This window comes from Salinibaculum sp. SYNS191 (assembly GCF_037338445.1).
Taxonomy (GTDB): domain Archaea; phylum Halobacteriota; class Halobacteria; order Halobacteriales; family Haloarculaceae; genus Salinibaculum; species Salinibaculum marinum.
Genome location: NZ_CP147838.1, coordinates 2,129,327 through 2,149,588, shown reverse-complemented (window position 1 = coordinate 2,149,588; position 20,262 = coordinate 2,129,327). Strand labels below are relative to the sequence as shown.

15 protein-coding genes are annotated in these 20,262 nt (G+C 62.1%); 6 read left to right on the top strand and 9 right to left on the bottom strand.

From position 1 onward, the window contains the following. Positions 1–284: 284 nt before the first annotated feature. Both WDJ57_RS11515 and WDJ57_RS11510 read right to left on the bottom strand, forming a co-directional pair. Positions 285–968 carry a DUF3592 domain-containing protein gene (locus tag WDJ57_RS11515; RefSeq protein WP_338900963.1) on the bottom strand — a complete coding sequence of 228 codons (684 nt, stop codon included), beginning with the start codon at positions 966–968 and terminating at the stop codon, positions 285–287. 128 nt (positions 969–1,096) lie between these two features. After that, positions 1,097–1,894 carry a hypothetical protein gene (locus WDJ57_RS11510; protein ID WP_338900962.1) on the bottom strand — a complete coding sequence of 266 codons (798 nt, stop codon included), beginning with the start codon at positions 1,892–1,894 and terminating at the stop codon, positions 1,097–1,099. 545 nt (positions 1,895–2,439) lie between these two features. On the opposite strand from WDJ57_RS11510, the gene WDJ57_RS11505 reads away from it, so the two are divergent. The 4 genes from WDJ57_RS11505 (at position 2,440) to WDJ57_RS11490 (ending at position 8,197) form a co-directional block, all read left to right on the top strand. Beyond that, positions 2,440–4,575, top strand: coding sequence for a hypothetical protein (locus WDJ57_RS11505; RefSeq protein WP_338900961.1), 2,136 nt, complete (start codon positions 2,440–2,442; stop codon positions 4,573–4,575). 84 nt (positions 4,576–4,659) lie between these two features. After that, a complete protein-coding gene (locus WDJ57_RS11500; protein ID WP_338900960.1) occupies positions 4,660–5,808 on the top strand; it encodes a hypothetical protein in 1,149 nt (382 codons plus the stop codon). Positions 5,809–5,928: 120 nt separating this feature from the next. Then, entirely contained in the window at positions 5,929–7,923 is a 1,995-nt protein-coding gene (locus tag WDJ57_RS11495) for a PKD domain-containing protein (protein WP_338900959.1), read from the top strand. Positions 7,924–7,996: 73 nt separating this feature from the next. Further along, a complete protein-coding gene (locus WDJ57_RS11490) occupies positions 7,997–8,197 on the top strand; it encodes a hypothetical protein (RefSeq protein WP_338900958.1) in 201 nt (66 codons plus the stop codon). 225 nt (positions 8,198–8,422) lie between these two features. Here WDJ57_RS11490 and WDJ57_RS11485 read toward each other — a convergent pair whose 3' ends face one another. The 6 genes from WDJ57_RS11485 to WDJ57_RS11460 all read right to left on the bottom strand — a co-directional run bounded on the left by WDJ57_RS11485 (position 8,423) and on the right by WDJ57_RS11460 (position 16,385). Next, positions 8,423–11,224, bottom strand: coding sequence for a PAS domain S-box protein (locus WDJ57_RS11485; protein WP_338900957.1), 2,802 nt, complete (start codon positions 11,222–11,224; stop codon positions 8,423–8,425). Positions 11,225–11,722: 498 nt separating this feature from the next. Beyond that, on the bottom strand, positions 11,723–11,896 hold the full coding sequence (locus WDJ57_RS11480; protein ID WP_338900956.1) for a hypothetical protein: 174 nt from the start codon (positions 11,894–11,896) through the stop codon (positions 11,723–11,725). A 192-nt stretch (positions 11,897–12,088) separates the two neighbouring features. Further along, a complete protein-coding gene (locus tag WDJ57_RS11475; protein ID WP_338900955.1) occupies positions 12,089–13,486 on the bottom strand; it encodes an FAD-binding oxidoreductase in 1,398 nt (465 codons plus the stop codon). A gap of 338 nt (positions 13,487–13,824) precedes the next feature. Next, positions 13,825–14,427, bottom strand: coding sequence for a helix-turn-helix domain-containing protein (locus WDJ57_RS11470; RefSeq protein WP_338900954.1), 603 nt, complete (start codon positions 14,425–14,427; stop codon positions 13,825–13,827). 301 nt (positions 14,428–14,728) lie between these two features. Then, positions 14,729–15,490 carry a sugar phosphate isomerase/epimerase family protein gene (locus WDJ57_RS11465; RefSeq protein WP_338900953.1) on the bottom strand — a complete coding sequence of 254 codons (762 nt, stop codon included), beginning with the start codon at positions 15,488–15,490 and terminating at the stop codon, positions 14,729–14,731. A gap of 115 nt (positions 15,491–15,605) precedes the next feature. Next, on the bottom strand, positions 15,606–16,385 hold the full coding sequence (locus WDJ57_RS11460; protein WP_338900952.1) for a 2-phosphosulfolactate phosphatase: 780 nt from the start codon (positions 16,383–16,385) through the stop codon (positions 15,606–15,608). 129 nt (positions 16,386–16,514) lie between these two features. Between WDJ57_RS11460 and WDJ57_RS11455 the strand changes: the two genes are divergently transcribed. Then, positions 16,515–17,243, top strand: coding sequence for a histidine kinase (locus WDJ57_RS11455; RefSeq protein ID WP_338900951.1), 729 nt, complete (start codon positions 16,515–16,517; stop codon positions 17,241–17,243). Between the two features lie 153 nt (positions 17,244–17,396). Beyond that, entirely contained in the window at positions 17,397–18,200 is an 804-nt protein-coding gene (locus WDJ57_RS11450) for a hypothetical protein (protein ID WP_338900950.1), read from the top strand. A 373-nt stretch (positions 18,201–18,573) separates the two neighbouring features. On the opposite strand, the gene WDJ57_RS11445 is transcribed toward WDJ57_RS11450, so the two are convergent. Next, a complete protein-coding gene (locus WDJ57_RS11445; RefSeq protein ID WP_338900949.1) occupies positions 18,574–20,133 on the bottom strand; it encodes an ATP-binding protein in 1,560 nt (519 codons plus the stop codon). Between the last annotated feature and the right edge of the window lie 129 nt (positions 20,134–20,262).

Here is a 20,262-nt window from a genome sequence, read left to right as displayed (position 1 = left end):
CCCAGGCCGTTCGTGCCGTTGACCTGCCCGAGGTACCGCCCGTGCAGCGAGAGTCGGGGGTGTAGTCGGCCCCCTCGAGGTCGTAGGCCTTCTTGCGCGTGTACGCGGCCGAGTGAACTGCGACCCGGGCCGATGCCGGCGTCCAACAACGCTCCGAACAGGGAGCCGGCTCCAGCGATCAGTGTGACGTGCCAAAGAGCACCCGATCGGGGCCCGGTACCGTCGGAAGCGTCGACCCCGGACGACCGGACGGATTGACTCGCGGTCGGTCCACGCCCACGACGTCACTCCCAGACGAGTCGGCGCACCCCCATATAGAGTACGAACAGTCCGAGTACAGCGAAGATCAGGCCAGACAGGACCGCACCCACCGAGACACTATAGACTCCACCAGCCGACATGACGACGCCCAGGACGACGGGCACTATCGGGTGGGTCATCTCGCCGGACGGAGCGGCGCCGTCGCTCACGTCCAACCCACCTTGACGACGCTCGTTCCGGGCCCCGAACAACCGTTTCACGAACGGGACCACCGTACCGACGATGGCGAGCAGCCCGAACCCCACCGGAACGAGGTACACCACCGGGAAGTCCGCGTCGAGCAGGTAGGCGTTCGACGGGTCGTCCGGGTCGACGTGGACGGTTGCGGTCGATCCCTCCGGGTAGCGATCGACGACGGACTGGGCCACCTTCTCGGTGTCCGGCCCGTAACACCCGTTGTTGTACTCGCCCGGACAGAGCTTCGAACTCGTGTACGTCGTTCCTTTGTAGGTGTACCGGTACTCGATGTCGGGACTCGATCCACTGGATTGCCCGTTATTGTAGTCGACGACGGAAGATTCGACGACGACCCCGTCGACCGGCGTCGAGTGCATGGTCGCCTGGTAGTGAGTGAAGATCATGAACCCGCCGACACCAGTAAACGCCAGTCCGACGAGAAGCCCTAGCACGAGGTTACGGAGGTCCACGCCACGTCACCTCGATGAGTGATCTCGCCGGCCGGCAGACTGGCGTCTGGGTTGCCAAGGCGCGCCCACGGCTGTTCCGGCCCATCGCTCGCTCATACCGTACAAAACCCCCCGGGGCGTGAATTGCGTCATGGCCGATTTGCCTCCGTGAGTGTCCCCTCCATCCTGACGGTGTTACTATTCGTATTTTCGGCCTTATACGAGATGGTGAATGGGTACCCGTCGGCTGTACAGATGGTATATTTGTACGACGCATACTCTTTATCCGGGATCACAGTAAACTCGGTGCATGGGATCCCGTTGACGGTCGTCTCACTGCCGACTTCGACTATCTCCGCCTCCCACTGTTTTTGTTGGTCGGAGACGTCGACGCGAAAGGTCGTATTCGGCGCAAAGGGATCCGCCTTGGAGTACAACTGTGCATTGCGAACGATGATAAACATCGGTCCAGCATCCATCATGACATTCTGATAAACATACTTGGAGGATCCCGTCACTTCCTTCGTGGTACTTTCACCGTCCTCGGTTATCGTGTGCTTGACCGTCACCTGGTCACCGTCAACGCCAATGACCTCCCATGTCTGTTCGCTCACCGTCCCGACATAGTTGAAGTCGTAAGTGTACGATTCGCCCTCGGTGAACTCGTACACGGATTTAGGAAACGGGACCGTCGGTAGCTCCTCCGTCGTCTCGGTCGGTTCGCCAGTTTCTTCGGTCGTCGCCGTTTCCTCCGTCGTCTCGGGGGATGGGTCACTCTTCCCGCCGTCACTCGTTGTACCCGGATCGTCTCCCTGGGAATCCTGATCGGTGTCGCTACTGCAACCCGCCACACTGCCGACGGTCACGCCGGCCAGCGCCGCGAGCACGCTCCGTCTGTCGACTGTCCCCCCGTGGCGGTCCGAGTGTCGTCTCTCATCTGGTGACATATCCGCTGGGATGGGCGAACCCAACAAATAACGCGACGCTACTTGTTTAGCGTTCGAACGCGGGCGTCCCGAGGTGGCTCGAGAATCGACGCGGCGGCCACTGACCGTCCAGTTGCCCCCATCGAATCAGCGGAGTGCGAGTCGCTCACTGGTCACCGACATCACGTGCCGCTCTCGACGCCCGTGACTGGTTCAGTGCGGCGTCAGTTTGGCGGAGCTGCTTAATGGTGTCCTGCTGAATCCAGGTCTGTCGGAACGTACGGTCCAGACCCTAAACACGTAGCGTCCGATACTTTGTGCTGGTGACTTGATGCCGGGAGCATGAAAGACGGGGGCACGAATTCACATACAGGAACAGCTCAGAGCGCTAGTGACGCCAGCGGCTCGCGTGTTGGACGTGCTGGCACCCCGAGTCACGGGAGGCAACCATTATGACTGAGGATTCACAGTCTCATGGAGACGATGATCCGTCCGGTGACGGGTTACCGTTGGACCGACGGGATTTCCTTCGGACGGTCGTCGCTGGGGCCGCAATGGACCGAAATATGGCTGATAACGCGCTCTTGCTGGACGATACGGACCGTCCTGCGGCGGTCGGAACTGAGACACCTCAAGGGGACACGTCTGACCCGGTAGCCAAACGGGAGTACTTCCCGGTCAAATCTGACTTCCTATCAGTCCGCGGGCTCGCGCCCGACCAGAACACTAGCGTCGGCGGGAACGTGTGGCGCTCTGGGGGCGTCTTCAGCGTCGCAGACCTGGCCTCAGAGTACGATGTCAACCGCGACGCAGTCTCGGTCCGGGAACTACGAACGCCTCAGAGCGTGGGGAGCGCGATGTCTGTCGACCAGTTAGGGTGGGATAACTGGCTGGACGACTACGAGCGGGAGGGGGCTGAGGGTGTAGAGGTTCCGCCAGGTGGGGATGTTTCCCAGTTGATCAGTCTCGTTAATCAGCAGACTGACGGTAAGTTCCGTGGAGTCGGGTCGGGCCACTCCCACTCCGAGGCCGCGGTGCCCGAGGATCTGTTCTCCGACATCAAGAATCTTGAGGGGGAATTGCCACGACCCTGGCTCCGGGACCCCGGCGACGACTTCTGGGACCCCAAAAAGGATCCCAACCGCGATCCGCCGACTCGCGACCACCTCATCCGACTACGCGGGGGTACAATACTGAAAAAGCTCAACCGGAAAATCCTGCCCAACCCCGGCGTTGACGGACGGAAACCGCTCGCCTTGCCGAACATGGGTGCTTGGGACGGACAGACCCTCGCAGGCGCGATCAATACATCGACACACGGGAGTGGGCTCGGACTCGGTACTTTCGCGGACTTAGTGAGGTCGGTCGAGATAATCACCGTTCCCGAATCGCAGTACGAGAGCGATGAGCCACACGTTCGCATGTTCCGGGTCGAACCTTCTGACGGGGTCACTGACCCGAGGAAGTTCGCCAGGGACGCTGGCACCCACGATATGGTGCTCGTCCAAGACGACGACATCTTCCACTCGGTCGTGGTCGGGTACGGAAGCATGGGAATGGTCTATGCGTACACCCTGGAATTGCGCGAGCCGTTCTGGTTGCGCGAGGAGAACACATTCGAGACCTGGGGCACGTTCGATCCCTACCAGGAGGCCCAGCCGTCGAACAACCGCCACTACCAGTTCCTCGTCAACATCGTCGAACCGCAACTCGACGTGTTTACCGGGACAGCGCCGTCGAATGCCCCGGCCCCGCTCTGTCTCGTCCGGAAACGAAACGAGGTGTCAGCGAGGGGACGAACGCCGACCGAGCGGTTCAACACGCAAAACGAGGTCGAGAAGTACGTCGAAGCGTTCCTGACTCCCTACACGGGATTCGACCCGAGCAAACTCAAGAACCTGGATTTCTCGGTAGCGTTAAACAGGGTCATGAATTTCAACATAGGAGACTTGGTCGCCCCAGACCCACCGTTCAAGGCCCCGCCCGGTGGAACCCGGGGACGGCACGAGACGGCCTCGTACATCGCCTTGCGCCGGAAGCAGGACCTCAACCCGAACGACCTGACGAAAGCCGAACCGCCCGTCGACACCATAACCACGGAAATCGCCGTCCCCGCGTCGGACGTGGTCCCAGCTGTCGACGCCGTCATCGACTACGTGTTGAACAACCCCCGCCTGTTCCCCGCACCGCTGGGCGTCCGGTTCACGGCAGGGAGCCCGCACTTCTTCTCCCCCGAGTACGGCCGGGAAACGGCGATGCTGGAGTTACCGATTCCGTTGCCGGATACGCTGCAGCAGGAGTTCGACGACGTGAAAACCCACTACGACACCCCGCCTGCCCTCCCGGGCCAACCATACCTGAAACCGAAGAAGATCTTCTTCCAGAAACTGAAAGAACTTAATCAGAGCATCAGAGTGGCAAAAACAGAGAATCACGACAACGTCGGACCGGGCTTTCTGGACCACATGCTCAGCATCGACGTGGCGAAGGCGGAACTGGAGAAGCTTGAAGACAAACTCGTCAGACAGTTCGACGGACGGCCACACATGGGCAAACACAACACCGTCGACACCAGCGAATCACGGAGCTACATGCAGCCTGGCAACATGTACCCGGAGTACGACAAGTGGCTCGACGCCTATCGGTACTTCAACCACACGGGCACGTTCGATGGGGAGTTCACGGCCAGGAAGACGCCGTAGGCGACTTTGACCGCTGTGTTCCACCTCACACTAAGTGCTTAGCGCGTGTCTATTTCTTGTTACCTGCGTACCATCTGCTATCCAATGGTTGACACTGACATCCTTCTCGAACAGGACAGGATCACCGTCGTTGGACCGCCCAGGGGCCAGTCCGCTGGTGCGGATGTCGCCGTCACGACCGATCCGGACGACGACCCGAACATCACTCTGAATCCCGACGTGGCGGACGCGACGTTCGGCGGGGGGAGCGGGCAGGTCCCGGAGGGAAAGCTACGTGTCGACGACGAGACCGGAACCTCGCGCGTCGAAATCACCGCACCAGGGCAGACGCGACGGGAGCGGGGAGAACGCAGCGAATTCGTCGTCCGCGACGACGATGGGAATCGCCGCGTCGAACTCACCTCGGCGAGCAGGGAGTCCGACCGCGGAGAGAGCGAACTGGTCGTCAGCGACAGCCGGGAGAATCCGCGGGTCCAGGTCAGCGCCCGGCGGGGCGAGAAGCGCGACCCCGGGGAGAACGGGGTGTGGATCAACGGCCAGGACGGAATCGTCCAGCTCGGCCAGGCACAGGGCGACGGCACCGCGCGACCGTGGATCGAACTCAGGGGCAACACGGGTATCCTGGACCTGAACAGTGACCCCCAGTTCCGCGATGACTTCGCCATCAGGCTGGACCCCCGATCGGCCGACATCACGGCTGGTGGGAACAGCTCCGACCCCTCTCCCGGAGGAATCAAACTGCTGGACCGGGAGGGAGACGAGACCGTACTGGTAGCGGCCGAGTCGGAGGGGGCGGGGGCGAAATCCCGGCTCCGGCTCAGCGAACGGGGCCTCGGTGGCGTCGACCTCCACACGCTGGCCTCCGAAACGAACGACCCCTCGGCCGGCGTCGCCACGTTCTACAATGGTGACAATTACGACGCCGTCGAGGTCCGAGGTGATCAGGCGGCGCTTCGGCTGGGATACTCCGTCCCCGGCGGACAAAGCGAGGTCCCGACGGAATCCGTCGGGAACACCAGCACGACGTTCGCCCCGGGTTCCGGGGCCAGCGGGAAGATCCTCCTCGACGACGGGAACGCTGGGGTGCTCGCCGGTGGAACAGTGTTCCGGGTCGAGGCCACAGAGGGAACGCTGGAAATTTCTAGTACTGGCAGCCGGAGCCCCTTCTTCGTGATCGACCCCGACGACAAGAGCATCAAGACGCCGGGAGACTGGACGTTCGACGACCTCTGAGCGGATACTACAGACATGACTCGACAGTCAGACTGCGAAGGACGGGTGACCGATGCCAGGACCCTCGTCCTCGGCATAGTTACTGTGGTGGTGATAGCGACAGCACTCAGCGGAGCAGGATTGGCTACACAGCAGTCTGCTTCGGACGCGACCCTGTCGGACTCGGCTGTCTGTCCTCTTTCAGACCCCGGCCGGGCCATCGGCGACTACGGTCCCACCGGCGTGGCTGCGGCGGCCAACACCGCGCCGACCGCTGGCTTCACCTACGACCCGGCGGAGCCGTCGGTTGGCGAGACGGTCCGCTTCACTGCGGACACCGAATCGTTCGACCCCGACGGAGAGATCGACGAGTACTCCTGGCGGGTCGACGGCAGAAAACTCAGCAACTATCCGTCCTTCCAGTACTCCTTCGACGGTCCCGGCGAGTACGAGGTCAGGCTGACGGTAACCGACGACGACGGTGCGACAGACACCATGACTAAAACTGTCACCGTTAGGGGGACCGGCGAGAACCAGCTCCCGACAGCGGACTTCTCCGTCACGCCGCAGCAACCGAAGCCAGGCGAAGAGGCGACGTTCCTCGCCGACGCATCGGATCCCGACGGGGAGGTCGTCGCGTACGCCTGGCAAATCGACGGCCAGCGGATCTCCGGTGGATCCGAGTTCGCCGTCTATTTGCCCGAAGCGAGGGAGTACGACGTGCGGCTGACGGTGACAGACGACGACGGCGCAGTTGCTGCCACAAGTGAGACAATCTCCGTCACCGACTCCAGCTCGAACCAGCCTCCGACTGTAGCCATCTCGACCGCCCCGACAGAGGTGACACCTGGCGAGGCGATAACGCTCACCGCCGAGGCGTCGGACCCGGACGGCGAGATCACCGGCTACACGTGGCGGGTCGACGGCACCAGAGTCGGTGAGGGGCCGAGTCTCCAGTACGCGGTCGACGAGCCCGGGGAGTACGCGGTCGAGGTGGTAGCAGTCGACGACGAGGGCGCGAGGACGACCGCGAGCAGGACCGTGACTGCTGAAGAGACGGAGTCGCCGACTCCTACCCCGACAGAGTCGCCGACTCCTACCCCGACAGAGTCGCCGACTCCCACCCCGACAGAGTCGCCGACTCCCCCTGATAACGTCCGCGTGACGGCCGAGTGGTGGCACACGCCGCTCACCCCGACTGCCGGTGCGGCGGTGACGCTGGTCGCCGCCGGCGAGTCCGGGAAAGTCTCCTACCAGTGGGACATAGACGGTGACGGTGAGGCCGAAAAAAGCGGCCGGACGATGAGCCACGTGTTCGCCGAACCCGGCGCTCGGACTGTGACGCTGCGGGCGGTCGGACCCGACGGGAAGACCGAGACGCAGTCGGCAACGGTGCAGGTAACAGCGGCGTCCGTTGGCGGCGGCAGCAATAGCGACGGAGCGTCGTTCTGGATGTCACCGCGGAACCCGCTGCCGGGCGAGACAGTGACGCTGATCGCAAGCGGGGCCGGCGGTCCGGAGACCACCTACCGCTGGGAGGTCGGTGACACCGAGAAGCGCGGCCAGATGGTCAGCTACACGCTCGCCGGCGGTGCGACCACGATCACTCTGAGCAGGATCGGTGCGGAAGGCGAAGTGACGACACAATCCAGGTCAGTTGCGACCCGCGACGCGTCGAACGTCACGCGGAGCGGCGACGGGGGCCCGTCACTGTGGATGACACCGCTCTCGCCGCGGCCCGGGGAGGCGGTGACACTGGTCGCAGAGCCCGGGGCAACGCCCGATTCGGAGGTCGCGGACTACCGGTGGGACCTGGACGGCGACGGGGATCCCGACGCACGTGGCCGGACGGTGAGACACAACTTCTCGTCAGACAGACAGACCACGGTGACACTGGTCGTCGAACGTACCAACGGGACGACGGCGACAGTCGAAGAAACCGTCGCCGTGGGGAACGCGACGGCGAAGCCGAGCGAACCGACACCTGAACCCGAAGAGGACCCGACCGACACTGCAAGCCCGGAAACCGACGACACCAGCCCCACGGAAACTCCCGGCGGAGCAGGCCCCGGATTCGGTCCCGTCGTGACCGTGGTCGCGCTCCTTCTCGTCCTGTCGAGGCGGCGGTGGACGTGACTCCCCGTGGTCCGACGAAGCAGTTGGCGACGGTACTAATTTGCACTCCCGGTCCGAACTCGGCTCTCGACGCATGAAAGTCGAAATCGAGATCCCCGACAAGTACGCACAGAAACTCGACGAGATCGAAGAGGTCGAGCCGACGATCCTCGACCAGATTGAGGTCGAGGTGCTCCCGCAGGTCCTGCGGCTGATCAACGACGCGCACAGACAACTCGAAGAGCAAAGTCGGGAACGGTTGCTCGAGGGCTCCGACGACAGGTCTGAGGGGTGACTAGCCGTTTCTGCGGGGCAAAAACCCACAGTATCTCGTCGACCGCGCAAGCCTGCAAGTTTCGAACTCGTTCAATAGACGGTCTGCCTATTTTATATGTGATTGAAAAGTAACTGAACGCTACGTATATAGTGTCCGGGTTTGCCGTCGTTAACACTCAAAGACGCCAAAAACGGGGTCCATCACAACGCTCGGGAGTCCCTGGTGCTCACGCCGTGAAAGAGGTCAGGCTGCATCAAATAGCGTCGACAGGATGACACCCTCGGCCTTTCTGAGGTGTCCGTGAAGCGTCGCGGACGTGACATCCAGCGATTCAGCGACCTCTTCGCCTGTACTCTTCCGCGGCCAGGCGAAATAGCCTGATCGATAGGCCGCCTCCAGCACCTCTCGTTGACGGTCGGTCAGTTCGCCGAGTACCCCATCGGGCCGACTCACGGTCGAGACCTCCTGGTCGCGGTCTCGTTGTGCGATGAAGTCGACGCTTGGATGTTCACTTTGTATGTGATCGACGATTTCACGGATGTCGGCGTTGACGGGAGCGTCGACGATGAATCGCATATCATCCGGACTAACGGTGGCGGTTCTGAGCGAACATCCCGCTCGAGTGATTGTATGAATCAACGACGAATCGGTGACTGTGATTTCCACGTGGCCTTCTCCGTCGGTCATGCTAATGTCCCTGGCTCGCTCGACTCTCTGGTCTTCGGCGACGGTGGCCACAACATCGTCCACCGATGCGCCGTCGACCTCGAAGTAGAGAACCCACCGTTGACCTGAAGCGACGGAGCCGTCGAGTTCGAGTTCACAACCGAGAGTCTCAGCGGTATCGACAAACACGGAATCAGCGTCCGCCAGCTGGAATTCGAGTTCTCTTACAGTGTCTGTAAACAACAATTTGCGGTTCTTCACGGCGTTGATGATGTACCCGATCGTGCGTCCGAGCACGTCACATCCCTCCTTTTCACGATCCTCGAAGGCGTTTTCCCGCTCTGTGTGGATCATGAGGGCCCCGTAGACCGTGTCTTCGTAGTGGAGCGGAACCGCCGCGACCGACTCGAATCCGCATTCGCTGGCGACGTTCTGCCAGGGAGTAGATTCGGGACAATTCGGGTCGAGGACCTGCACGTCCCCGGTTTGTATCGCCCGATGCGCGAAATCCCCCTCTGCCACGTTACCTTCGCTTTCGATCGCATCGAGAAAGCCACGGTCATCGCCAGCGGTCGTACGTGGGACGAATTGGTCACCGTCGATTGCCAGATCCCCGATCCACGCGAACTGGTAGAGATCAGAATTCGATAGCTGTCTACAGACTGTCTGCTCGATGACATCACGATCAGCCGTCTCGATCAAGTCACGTGTCGTTTCGAGCAGGATCTGGTTGACGCGATTCAGTGTCCTCAGTTCGTCGAGATTGCGTTCCAGTGTGCGCTTTCGTCTCTCTCGCTCGGTCACATCACGAAGCACGCCGACACTTCCCTGGTACTCGCCGTCCGGTTCCGGGTGCAATCTGTAGCGCGATTCGAAGATTCGCTCACCATCAGGCGTTGACGATGTCCACTGCACGATTCCCGTACTGGTGTCGTCTTCGACGGCGCGCTGGCGAAGCTCGTCGGCCAGTTCGCACTCCGAACCGTGGTCGAACAGATCACAAACCGGCAATCCAATGAGGCCTTCGCGTGATTGGCCGACGATCTCGCAAAATCCCTCATTGACAAACGAGAATCGCAACTCCTCATCGAGTGCGTAGATGCCGTCGTCGATCGTTTCGACGATAGTTTTGTACTGCTTCAGTCTCCGCTCGCGCTCCAGGCGATCGGTTATGTCTCGGGCGACGCCACAGCGGAAGACCTCGCCGGTTTCTGGATCTTCGAAGCTCTTCCCCCTGAACTCGTGCGTGATCGATTCTCCGTCCTTGGTAAGTACGTCCAGCTCCACCCGCTGATCCTCTAGGGACGCTATCGCCTTCATCAACCCCGGAACGTGCTCGTGTTGCTCCTCGGGAATAAAATCCCTGCCGTGCATCGACTCGATTTCGTCGTGGTTGTATCCCGTCGTTTCCGTGAGCTCCTCGTTCCAGATGTGTGGCCGGCCCTGGGCATCCAGAACGTAGATGATGTCATCGACCGCATTGATTACGGTTTCGAGGAACTGTCGCTCACGTCGGAGCTGGTTTTCCGAGCGTCTGAGTTGCGTGACGTCGTTAATCAGCACGTACGCCGCTGGCTCGCCTTCATATTCGACGGGGGCGGCGGCAATTTCCGTGAATCGCTCCTGCTCATCCACCCCGAGTAACCGATACTCCATTGGTTCGGTCGGTTCTCCCTCCTCGAGGACCCGACGGATGCGCTGACGTGCTCGCTCACGTTGGTCTGGGTGAATGAACTGTTCCGGCTCCTTACCGAGTATAGTCGACTGATCTTCGGCCCCGAGAAGCTCGACCGCCTTCGTGTTACAGTAGATGATTCCCCGATTGGCGGTGAATACCACAATCGGAACGGGCGCGGTTTCGACGAACGGCTGGAATCGGGTTGTCCGATTCTGTGACTCTCGGTGGTCGACCGGACCGCCACTTCCGTTGGTTTGGGACGCTCCCCGTTTGCTTCCCTCCTCACAGTTTCCCGCCAGCTTGGACGCTGGTCTCCGCTGTCTGTCGAGATTTGGCTCGTGATGGACCTGTTCACTCTGGTCACGGACAATCCAGACGAGGCGTCCGTTCGCTGTACGGCGTATCGACAGAAGCTGCGGGAACGGAGAACCGTCTCTACGGACCCCTCTCGCTTCACCTCGCCATTCCTCTTCGGGCCGAACTTCGGGGAGGACCTCGCTTTCGATGTGTCTGCGCTCCGCTTGCGGATACAGCTCGCTCCACGGTATCCCGACGATATCGTCCGAATTATCGTATCCGAAGGTTGTGGCTAACTGCTCGTTAGCCGTGACAAAGATGTTTTCCTCGACGAGGCCTACTCCATCTATCGAGGCAGCGATGACTGCACTCCTTTCAGTTGGCGAACGTGTTGGTTCGCCCATTGGTAACATACAATTAACCAGCAACCAAAGTTCTTGTGCGAACGATTTGGAAACTGACTACCCAGGGCGCAACGTTGCGGACTGCTTTATGCCAGAATCGACGATTTCACTTCAGCTCTGGACAATAGCAGGTGTCTCAGATGAGACCAGCGCAAAACGCTCCAGTCTTCCTTACCTGACTCAATGAGTACACTGCTCAGTTCGCGGGCTTAGTGAATAAAGGATTCACCCTGATGGAGAGAAAGAGCCCCCGCTTCGTGCTGCATCCACCCTCTGTATCTCGCACACACTACCTGAAAGATTTCACAGAGATTGCTCCACAGTGTGATGGAACGTTTGTCTGTATTGTGCAGTCACAGACTTATGCAAAAAGTCGGCACTGGCTGTGAATTTTGTATTTCGCGCTCTTACAAGAGAACGCCCTGCTCACCGAGCGTACGTCGCGCTTGTCAATGGGTCGGTAGTTACACTGGACTGTGTCTCTAGCGATGATGTTCGTCAGCCACCGCCACCAGCGACGCCGCTTCCAATCGCGGCACCGCAGTTGTTACACGCGACGACGTAGAACCGTTTCGACGACCTGAAGATGCCAGCCATCTTGGCATCCAGATCGACAAATTCGACATCCGATTCCTCTGCAATTTCACCATCACATTCGGGGCAATGTACCATGGCACCGAAGACATGGCTGTGACGCCTGAAATGAATGTCCGAAAGTCAAATCACTGCTGAACCTACCGCTGTCTCCTGGAGGTCAGTTCTGACGGCGTCTGCCGAGGTGGGGTGGTCCGTATGCGAACAATGGGGCTTCTGTATTGACGGGTTCAGACGCTGGAAATCTCCTGTCTCAACCCGGGGATTCGTTTACTGGGTCGGTTCGACGTTGTGGTTGAGCCGGAAGACGTTCTCCGGGTCCCACTCGTTTTTGACCTCGACCAGCCGCTCGTAGTTCTCGCGGTAGGCCGCCTGCTGGTCGCCGACTTCTTCGGGGACGAAGTTGGCGTAGACGCCGCCGGTCGCGTGAGGAGCCATCGCCTTGTGCATTCTGCGCGCCCACGCCATACACTCCTCGTCCTGCGCGGGGTCTTCCCACTGCGTGTGGAGGTTCATCACGAATTGAGCGTCGCGGTGAGGGTAGGCCGTCGCGTCAACGGGGCGTTCGTTGATCGCTCCGCCGAGTTGCGCGCAGGCGATCTCCGTGAGTTCGGAGGGAATCGTCTCTCCGAACTCCACGAACGTCTCGATCATGCCGTCGGTCATCTCCTCGAAGTTGTGGGACTTCCAGTAGTTGCGGTTACCGGCCGGAGCCAGGCCGTCGAACGCCTGCTGCCAGCCAGCGTACGGGTGGGGACCAACCCCGTCGGCGACGGGGTCGCCGATGTCGCGCAACGGCTGGAGGACTTCCTCACCCTCGGACATCTCACCGCCATAGAATGCAGCGAGAATGAGGACCTTCTCGCCGTGCCACTCCTCGGGGATGACCTCCATGGGTGGTGCGTGTCGGATGACGAACCAGACGGCCGCCTCCTCGGGGGCGTCGGCAACGAACTCGCGGTACTCCGAGAGGACCGACGCGGTGTCCTCGAAGGGATGGACGATAGGGCCCGACAGCACTTCGGGACCGACCTCGTGCAACTGGAACTCGAAGGAGGTGACGATACCGAAGTTGCCGCCACCACCCCGGATCCCCCAGAAGAGGTCCTCGTTTTCGTCCTCGCTCGCGCGAACCAGTTCGCCTTCTGCGGTGACGACGTCGGCCGACAGGAGGTTGTCGACGGTCAATCCGTGCTTCCGGGAGAGCCATCCCCACCCGCCGCCGAGCGTCAGACCGGCGATGCCGGTCGTCGAATTGTACCCCACTGGCGTGGCGAGACCGAACGCCTGGGTCTCGTGGTCCAGTTCGTTGAGTACGACGCCCGGTTCGACGCGGGCGGTCTTCGCGTCCGGATCGACCCGTACCGAGTTCATCGGCGAGAGGTCGATCATGAGGGCGTCGTCCTCGACAGCCCTGCCAGCGATGTTGTGTCCGCCGCCTTTCACCGAGATGGGGAGGTCGTGCTCTCTGCCGAACGTCACCGCGCTGATGACGTCGGCCGTACCGGCACACTGTGCAATGAGCGCCGGGTGTTTGTCTATCATCGCGTTCCAGACGTCTCGGGCGTCGTCGTACCCCTCGTCGTCCGGCCGGAGGAGTGTTCCTCGAAGCGTCTCCGCGAATTCGGCAACCGCTTCGTCAGCTTGGTTTAGTTGCTCTAATGACATTTTAACACGTCCAGAGACGGTGTGCTTGTAAATGGGTAGCACCCAGTCGCTGTCGCGGGAGACTACCGGGGGACCCCGTACAACAGTTGCCTTCGGTATGGCCGTCGATGAACGGGGACTTGTGATGGCATATCGAACCCGGCCGAGTCGGGTGTTCGACTGCCGACCATCGATATCGAAATCTGGGTCCGGTACGCCTCCTCCGACTGAGGACGGACGGGACCGGCGTCGACGACGATCGTGTGGTCCGGTGCCATGTCGTAGACGTCCCCGACCTCGACGACCTCGTCGTGGTCCGCGTACCGCACAGTCGTGCGACCCGAACCCAAACAGGAAAGTCAGGAATCTGTCGCGGGTGACGATTCCGCGATGACCGATTGTCTGACGACGCTAGCGAGAGCGCGACGAAGCCGTTGCGAGAGTGCGCTATCACTGATATCCATGCTTTCAGCGAGCTCGGTGAGGGTGACGCGTCTCGGGATTTCGAAGAACCCGCGCTCGTACGCTGTAACGAGTGCGTCACGCTGTTCGTCCGAGAGTTCGGCGACCTCGTCCGGTGGTGTCGGATTGTAGAGATGCCGCAACGTGACGGGAATGCCGTCGTCAGTGAGCGCCACGTTGAATTCGGAGAGGTGTTCGTGAGCTTCGAATCGGAGGCGGAAATCCCACGTCTCGGCGGCTCCCGTTGCTTCGAGAATTTTCCCGTGCGTCTCGATGAGCGCCTCGACAATCCCGTTGATCTCGTCACTCCAGTGAACCTCGAACAGCGTCTTGTCGTCCGTTTTCGTGAGTTGCGTGACGGTTTTCGTCTGTGGATTCCCCGCCAGTACCTCTGCGACCTCTCCAGTGTCAGTGCCGGAAACCCAGAACAGCGGGATGATCGTCTCCCGTAGCGGCACGATCCGTTCGAGCTCGATCTCGACGTTCGGGAAATCCTGCATGACCCGTCCTAACTCGAACGAGTTCGCTGGAACCGTGATGTCGGCGATGACTGTCATTGGTAGTCTCTCTGAGATGGGTCGGTCTGCCGCTTTCGCCACACAAGTGTGCTAACAGACTACGAGGTCGAAGGGTAAAACAGTACGTTCGTGGTGGTCACAATTTACTATCGAACCCGTCGAATGCGTGTCTCTGACTACAGTCCGTTTATCTCTCCGTCACATCACGCTACATTCCGAGGGAGTCATGCAACAGTGGTGCCGTCCTCGTTTCGAGAGGCCGTTTCCGCGAGGCGGTCCCGACCTACGCACTGACGCACCGCTCGATGTCTGCCTTCGATTTCATCTCGAGCACGTTGAACGGCGCGCCGATGTCAGTCGCGACGGATTCGTAGTCCGGAAGCGGGTCGTGGTCGTCGTTGCGGCCGTCGTTGTCGTGGAGGTGGGTGACCTTGATTCGGCTCCCGAACCGGTCGGCGAACGCCTGGTACTCGACGCCGGTGGCCTTCGCGTGGCCGACGTCCAGCGTGACCCCGAGATAGTCCGAGTCGACGCCGACGTCGTCGAGGAAGGCAGCGAGTCGGGAGGGGGTGGAGGTGTTGTACCGCTTTTTCGTCTTGCGTCGCTGGTTCTCGACGCAGAGGTGGACGCCGACGTCGTCGGCGTGTCTGGCGGCCTCCCGAATCGTCCGGACTGCCTGTCTGCGAGCGTGGGCCTTCACGTCGTCGGGGTAGTCCCGCCGGACTGCACCACCGTGTACCACCACCGCGTCGGCACCGATAGCGGCTGCCAGGTCCAGCGTCCTGACGATGCTGTCGCTGGCGGCCTGCCGGAGCGGTTCGTGGAGGTTTCCGGGGTTCCAGTCGGTGTAGGGCGCGTGGAGCGTGTAGGTGACGTCGTACGACTCCCGGAGTGCAGCGAGCCGCGTGGCCGCTGGCGGGTCCGGACGCGTGTCCAGGTAGCTCTTCCTGATTTCGACGTGTGAGAGGTCGAGCGCGTCGAGATAGTCGATGAACTGCTCGGGGGAGTCGGCCATCCGCAGGTCGAGTGAGGCACCGTAGCGCATGTGAACGTTCGACCGTCGAGTCCGGTTCGCGGTCTGGTCGAACAGTAGGTACGTGTGGATATGAACCTGTTTCTCGGGTAGTTGTGACTTGTAAGCGGGTTCTCGCTCGCCGGTGTCAGTCGGCCGCCTGCTCCTCGGCAGCCGCCTCGTCGGGCGCGACGGAGACGTCCACCAGCGAGTCACCGACGAGCTTCGGGAGGACGTCGCGGGAGTTGACGTTCATGGCGTACTCTCGGACGTCACGGCGTCGCAGGTCGTGCGTCTCGGTGTAGTCGTGGCCCTTCGCCGTCTCGAGCTGGCGGCGGAACAGGTCCAGTTCCGTCTCCGAGACCGGCACACCGTCCAGGTAGCGACTGACGAGCGTCGCGCCGATGTGGTCTTCGACTGCCACCTCGCCTTTCGAGCCCGAACTCACCAGATGCACCTGTCCGTCCTGGCCTCGCAGGTACTCGCCCAGCGCAGCCGCGTTCATCGTCGACCCGACGAAGACGTCGACGTCGTCCCCGGCGCGTGCCCGCAGGCACGCCACCGCACGACCGCCGTTCGAGGAGGTCATGCTGACCGGCGACCCGTCGACGTCGAGTCGCTGGACGTAGCTCGGCGAGTTGAAGAAGTCGTACCCGTCCGCGGGTTCGTACTCGTCCGTGCTGCCGCCGCCGAGGACCGCATCCGGGTACCGCTCCCGGTAGCTGAACTCGTTGCCGCGCTCGTCGGTGATGTGGATGTGTGCCGCACCCTTCGCGAGCAACTCGATGACGGTGTTCGAGAAGTGCATCGTGTCGATAACCACGTACTGGCCCGGTTCGGGGCGCTCCGGTATCGCCTCGCACCGCTCGATGAGCCGTTCGTCCAGGAGATTCTCCGACGAACGACGGGCCGATGTCGCCTCGTCCATCGGTATATAGAGAGCGCCCGAAATTCATAACCCTGTGTATTAGGACTACATTGACCAACGTAGTCGAACGGTAGGGTGTGGTTGCCGGCACAGACGTTTATCATCGTCCGTGCCCCTCATTGGAACTCCGTGACAGCACCCAAGCCCCGAATCGGTCTCATCTGCCCGGCCGACCACGAGATGTTCGGCCCCGTCGCGGACCGCCTCCGCGACCGGGGGTACGCGGTCGAGTTCCTCGAACCCGGCGTCGAGTTGTCCACCGACCGCCTGGACGCTCTCGACCTGCTCGTCAACAAGAAGGTGCGGTGGGAGTCGCTTCACGCACTCGAATACGCCCACCGGAACGGGATTCCCGCGTGGAACGGCTACGTCGCCTCGATGGTGTTCTTCAACCGTCTCTCGCAACTGGGCGCACTCGCCGCCGTGGGCTTCCAGGTTCCCGACGTCCACCCCGACAAGCCGGACGGCGACTTCGTGGCCAAGGGCTTTCTCGACATCCACGAGGAGCCGACGCTGAACGGCGACGGTGACTTCTACCAGCCGCTGCTGGACTTCGACGGTATCGACCACAAGTACTACGCCGTCGACGACGGGAAAACCGTGCAGACGGCGGTCACGCGCTTCGAGTCGAAGCTCTTCGGCGAGCGCGCGTTCCTCGGTCGCGGGACGCCAGACCCGGCGGTCGAGCGGCGACTCGCACGCCTGTTGCGCTTTAGCGGGGCACGGGCACTCGGTGTCGACGTCGTCGAGGTCGACGGGGAGTCCCACGCCGTCGACGTGAACCCGGCGACCAGTTTTCGCCGGACGGGACTCGAAGCGGCACTCGTGGAGTCGATTGCGAGTGCCGTCCCCCGGTAAGGCGGCGGTATCGGCTGGAAACGACCGCTGGCGGGTGGTCCTCCTGCTGTGGCGGTGTCGTCGAGAGATATATAGTATGCTCTCTCTTTTGCGACCCGGGGGACGTTAGCCAGCATATAGAGATATAGAGGGGTATCCTTGTGTCTGGCACTTATGGGAGAGGGCACACCAGACGGTTCGGCCGGGGAGCGACGCGTCGGACTCATCTGCAACGCGGACCACGACATCTTCGCCGACGTCGCGCGGCGTCTCGAAGCGGCCGGCATCACCGTCACCTTCTTCGAGCCGGGGAGACGGCTGACCGACGCCGACCTGGCGGACCTGGCGTTGCTGATGAACAAGAAGGTCGACCCGGAGTCGTTCCACGCACTCCTGGCCGCCCAGCGGCTGGGAGTGCCGACCTGGAACGGGTTCCGCACGCTGTTGCTCGGGGTTCGCCTGCTGGGGTACCAGAAACTCAGGGACGTCGGCTTTCGCGTGCCACCCACTCATCTCACCAGGCCGGACGGGCAGCACGTCGCGAAGACGCACGTCGACTGGCACTTCCGGCCGGACCCGGAACTCAACGGCGAGGGCGACGTCTACCAGGAACTCGTGCCAGCGACGCCCGTCGACTACAAGTACTACGCTGTCGACACGGGGTCGGACATCGTCGTACAGGTGCTGAAGACCACCTCGAAGCTCCGGGGCGAGAAGCGACCGCTCGGACTGGTCGAACCCGACCCCGACCTGGCACGACAGGTCAGGGCACTGTTGCGACGGACCGGCACGCAGGCCCTCGGCGTCGACTGCGTGAGGGCAGACGGCCAGTACTGGGCCGTCGACGTGAATCCGGCCATGAGTTTCCGCAACGCGGCCATGGTGCCCGACCTCGTCGAGTCCGTGCTCGCTCGCCTCCCCGGTGGAACCGACTCTGTCGACGCCGCCGAGACGGACGTTCGCGCGGTCGAACAGTAGGGGTCGAGCACACTCGGCGGTCCGTCGTCAGTCGCCACGTCGGGGATTGCTCAGCGGTAAGCAGCGCTTACTCGAAGCACTACCGAGACCGCTCGGTTCCAGGTAGTCACACGTCGGTTTCGGGGCGCAGACAGCGTCGTCGAAAGGGCCGACGTGGCCCAATCACAAGGAGCCGGCAGGACCGAGCGCGCCCGGAACGCGATGCCGGTCGCGTGAAGTGACAAGACTCGGTGCGCGCTCGCTGCCGGGCGGTCTCACACCGGACTGCCACGTACCGATGCACGAGACCACCTGTTCGTAAGATGTCTCGGCGCATAGGGTTGTCGGCGACGCGTCGTCTGCACCCGGTCGCGCACGTCCCGACTGACGGCGCTCAGTCTGCTCTGGGGAGTTCGACGACGAACACTGCCCCAGTGGGGTCGTTGTCTTCGACCCAGACGTCGCCACCGTACCCGTCCACGAGCGATTGCACCAGGTGGAGCCCGAGGCCGGTTCCCTCGCTGTCGAGTCCCTTCTCGCCCTTCCCGAAGATGTCGGCCTTCCGCTCGTCGGGGACGCCCGGCCCGTTGTCGGCGACGCGGACTCGAACGTCGTCGCGGGACTCCACCTCGACAGTGACCTCGGGCGTCTCGTCGTAGTTGTGCTGGATAGCGTTTTTCAACAGGTTGCGGAAGACGGACCCGAGCATCTCGTTTGCCAGCACGGTCTCTGTGGGTATCGCGCCCTCGACACTGATTTCCGCCTCGGGGTAGGCAGATTTCTGCTCCGCTATCTCGGCTTCCAGTGTCGCCCGGAGCGAGACCTGCTCGCGGTTCTGTTCGTCCCCGAGCATGACCTCGGCCATGTTCCCGGCCGTAGTCGTCAGTTCGACGGCGTGCTCGGCCCGTTCGCGAATCGTGTCGACGAACTCGCTGTCCTCGCTGCCGTCTTCGGTCCGTTCGGCACACAGACCGGCGTGCGTCGTCACCACCTGGAGGTCGTTGCGGATGTCGTGTCGCAACACCTGGTTCAGCGTCTGCAGGTTGTCGCGCTGGTTCGCGACCCGCTGTTCCCGTTCCTTCCGCTCGGTGACGTCGCGGGAGAAAATCGAGAGTCCGCCCTCGTCGGGATAGACGTCGACCTCCACCCAGTAGTCGAACGGGTCGTCGAGGTAGTACTCGAACGACCGGGGGTCACCGTCGGCCATCGCCTCCCGATAGCTGGCTTCGAGTTCGGTTCCCCTGACTGTCGGAAAGGCCGCCCAGAGTGTCTTCCCCTGGACGTCGTCCGCCGGCCGCCCGGTTCGTTCGGCCATCCGCTCGTTCCAGTACGTAATCCGCCACTCGGAGTCGACGGCGTAGTACGCGTCCGAAATCCGCGTCGCGAGACGCTCGTACTTCTCTTTCTGTGCTTCGACTTCGCGGCGGGCGACGATGCCGGCGATGGCCGTCGCGATTGTCTCACCCAGCTCCGACAGCAACTGCTGTTCGCGTCGCTCGAAGGCCTCCGGCCGGTCGGCGTAGAGATTCAGCACCCCGTAGGCGTCGGTGTCGTTGGCTATTGGGATGGCGGCGCTGGACTCGAACCCCCGGTCGAGTGCGTGCTCCCGCCAGGGTTCGTACTCCGGGTCGTTCCGGATGTCCTGCATGACCTGGATGCGGCCGGTGCGTACCGCCGTCGCGGTCGGCCCGTGTCTGTCGGGGGATTCGGAGACAGAGATGGAGATGTCGTCGAGATACGCCGCGTCCACTCCCGCAGAGGTTCGTGGCACGATCTGCTCCGTCTCGGGGTCGTGCGTCCCGATCCACGCGAAGACGTACGGGGACGACGTCGCAAACGCCTCGCATACCTCGGATTCGAGAGACTCCCGGGTCTCCGCATCAACGAGAGCCCTGTGGATGCCCCGAATGACGTCGCCGATTCGGAGCTGCTCCTTCGTCGATTCGCTACCCATAGGTGACCGTATGGTGGACGGGTACTGGAGCTTTTGCATCGACTTTCTGTCCGTCTTCGGCTCGACGGCCGGCCGCGCCGGCGCTCGACGACGATGGTGGCCGCGTCTCGTCGTCGGCCGACGTCGAGT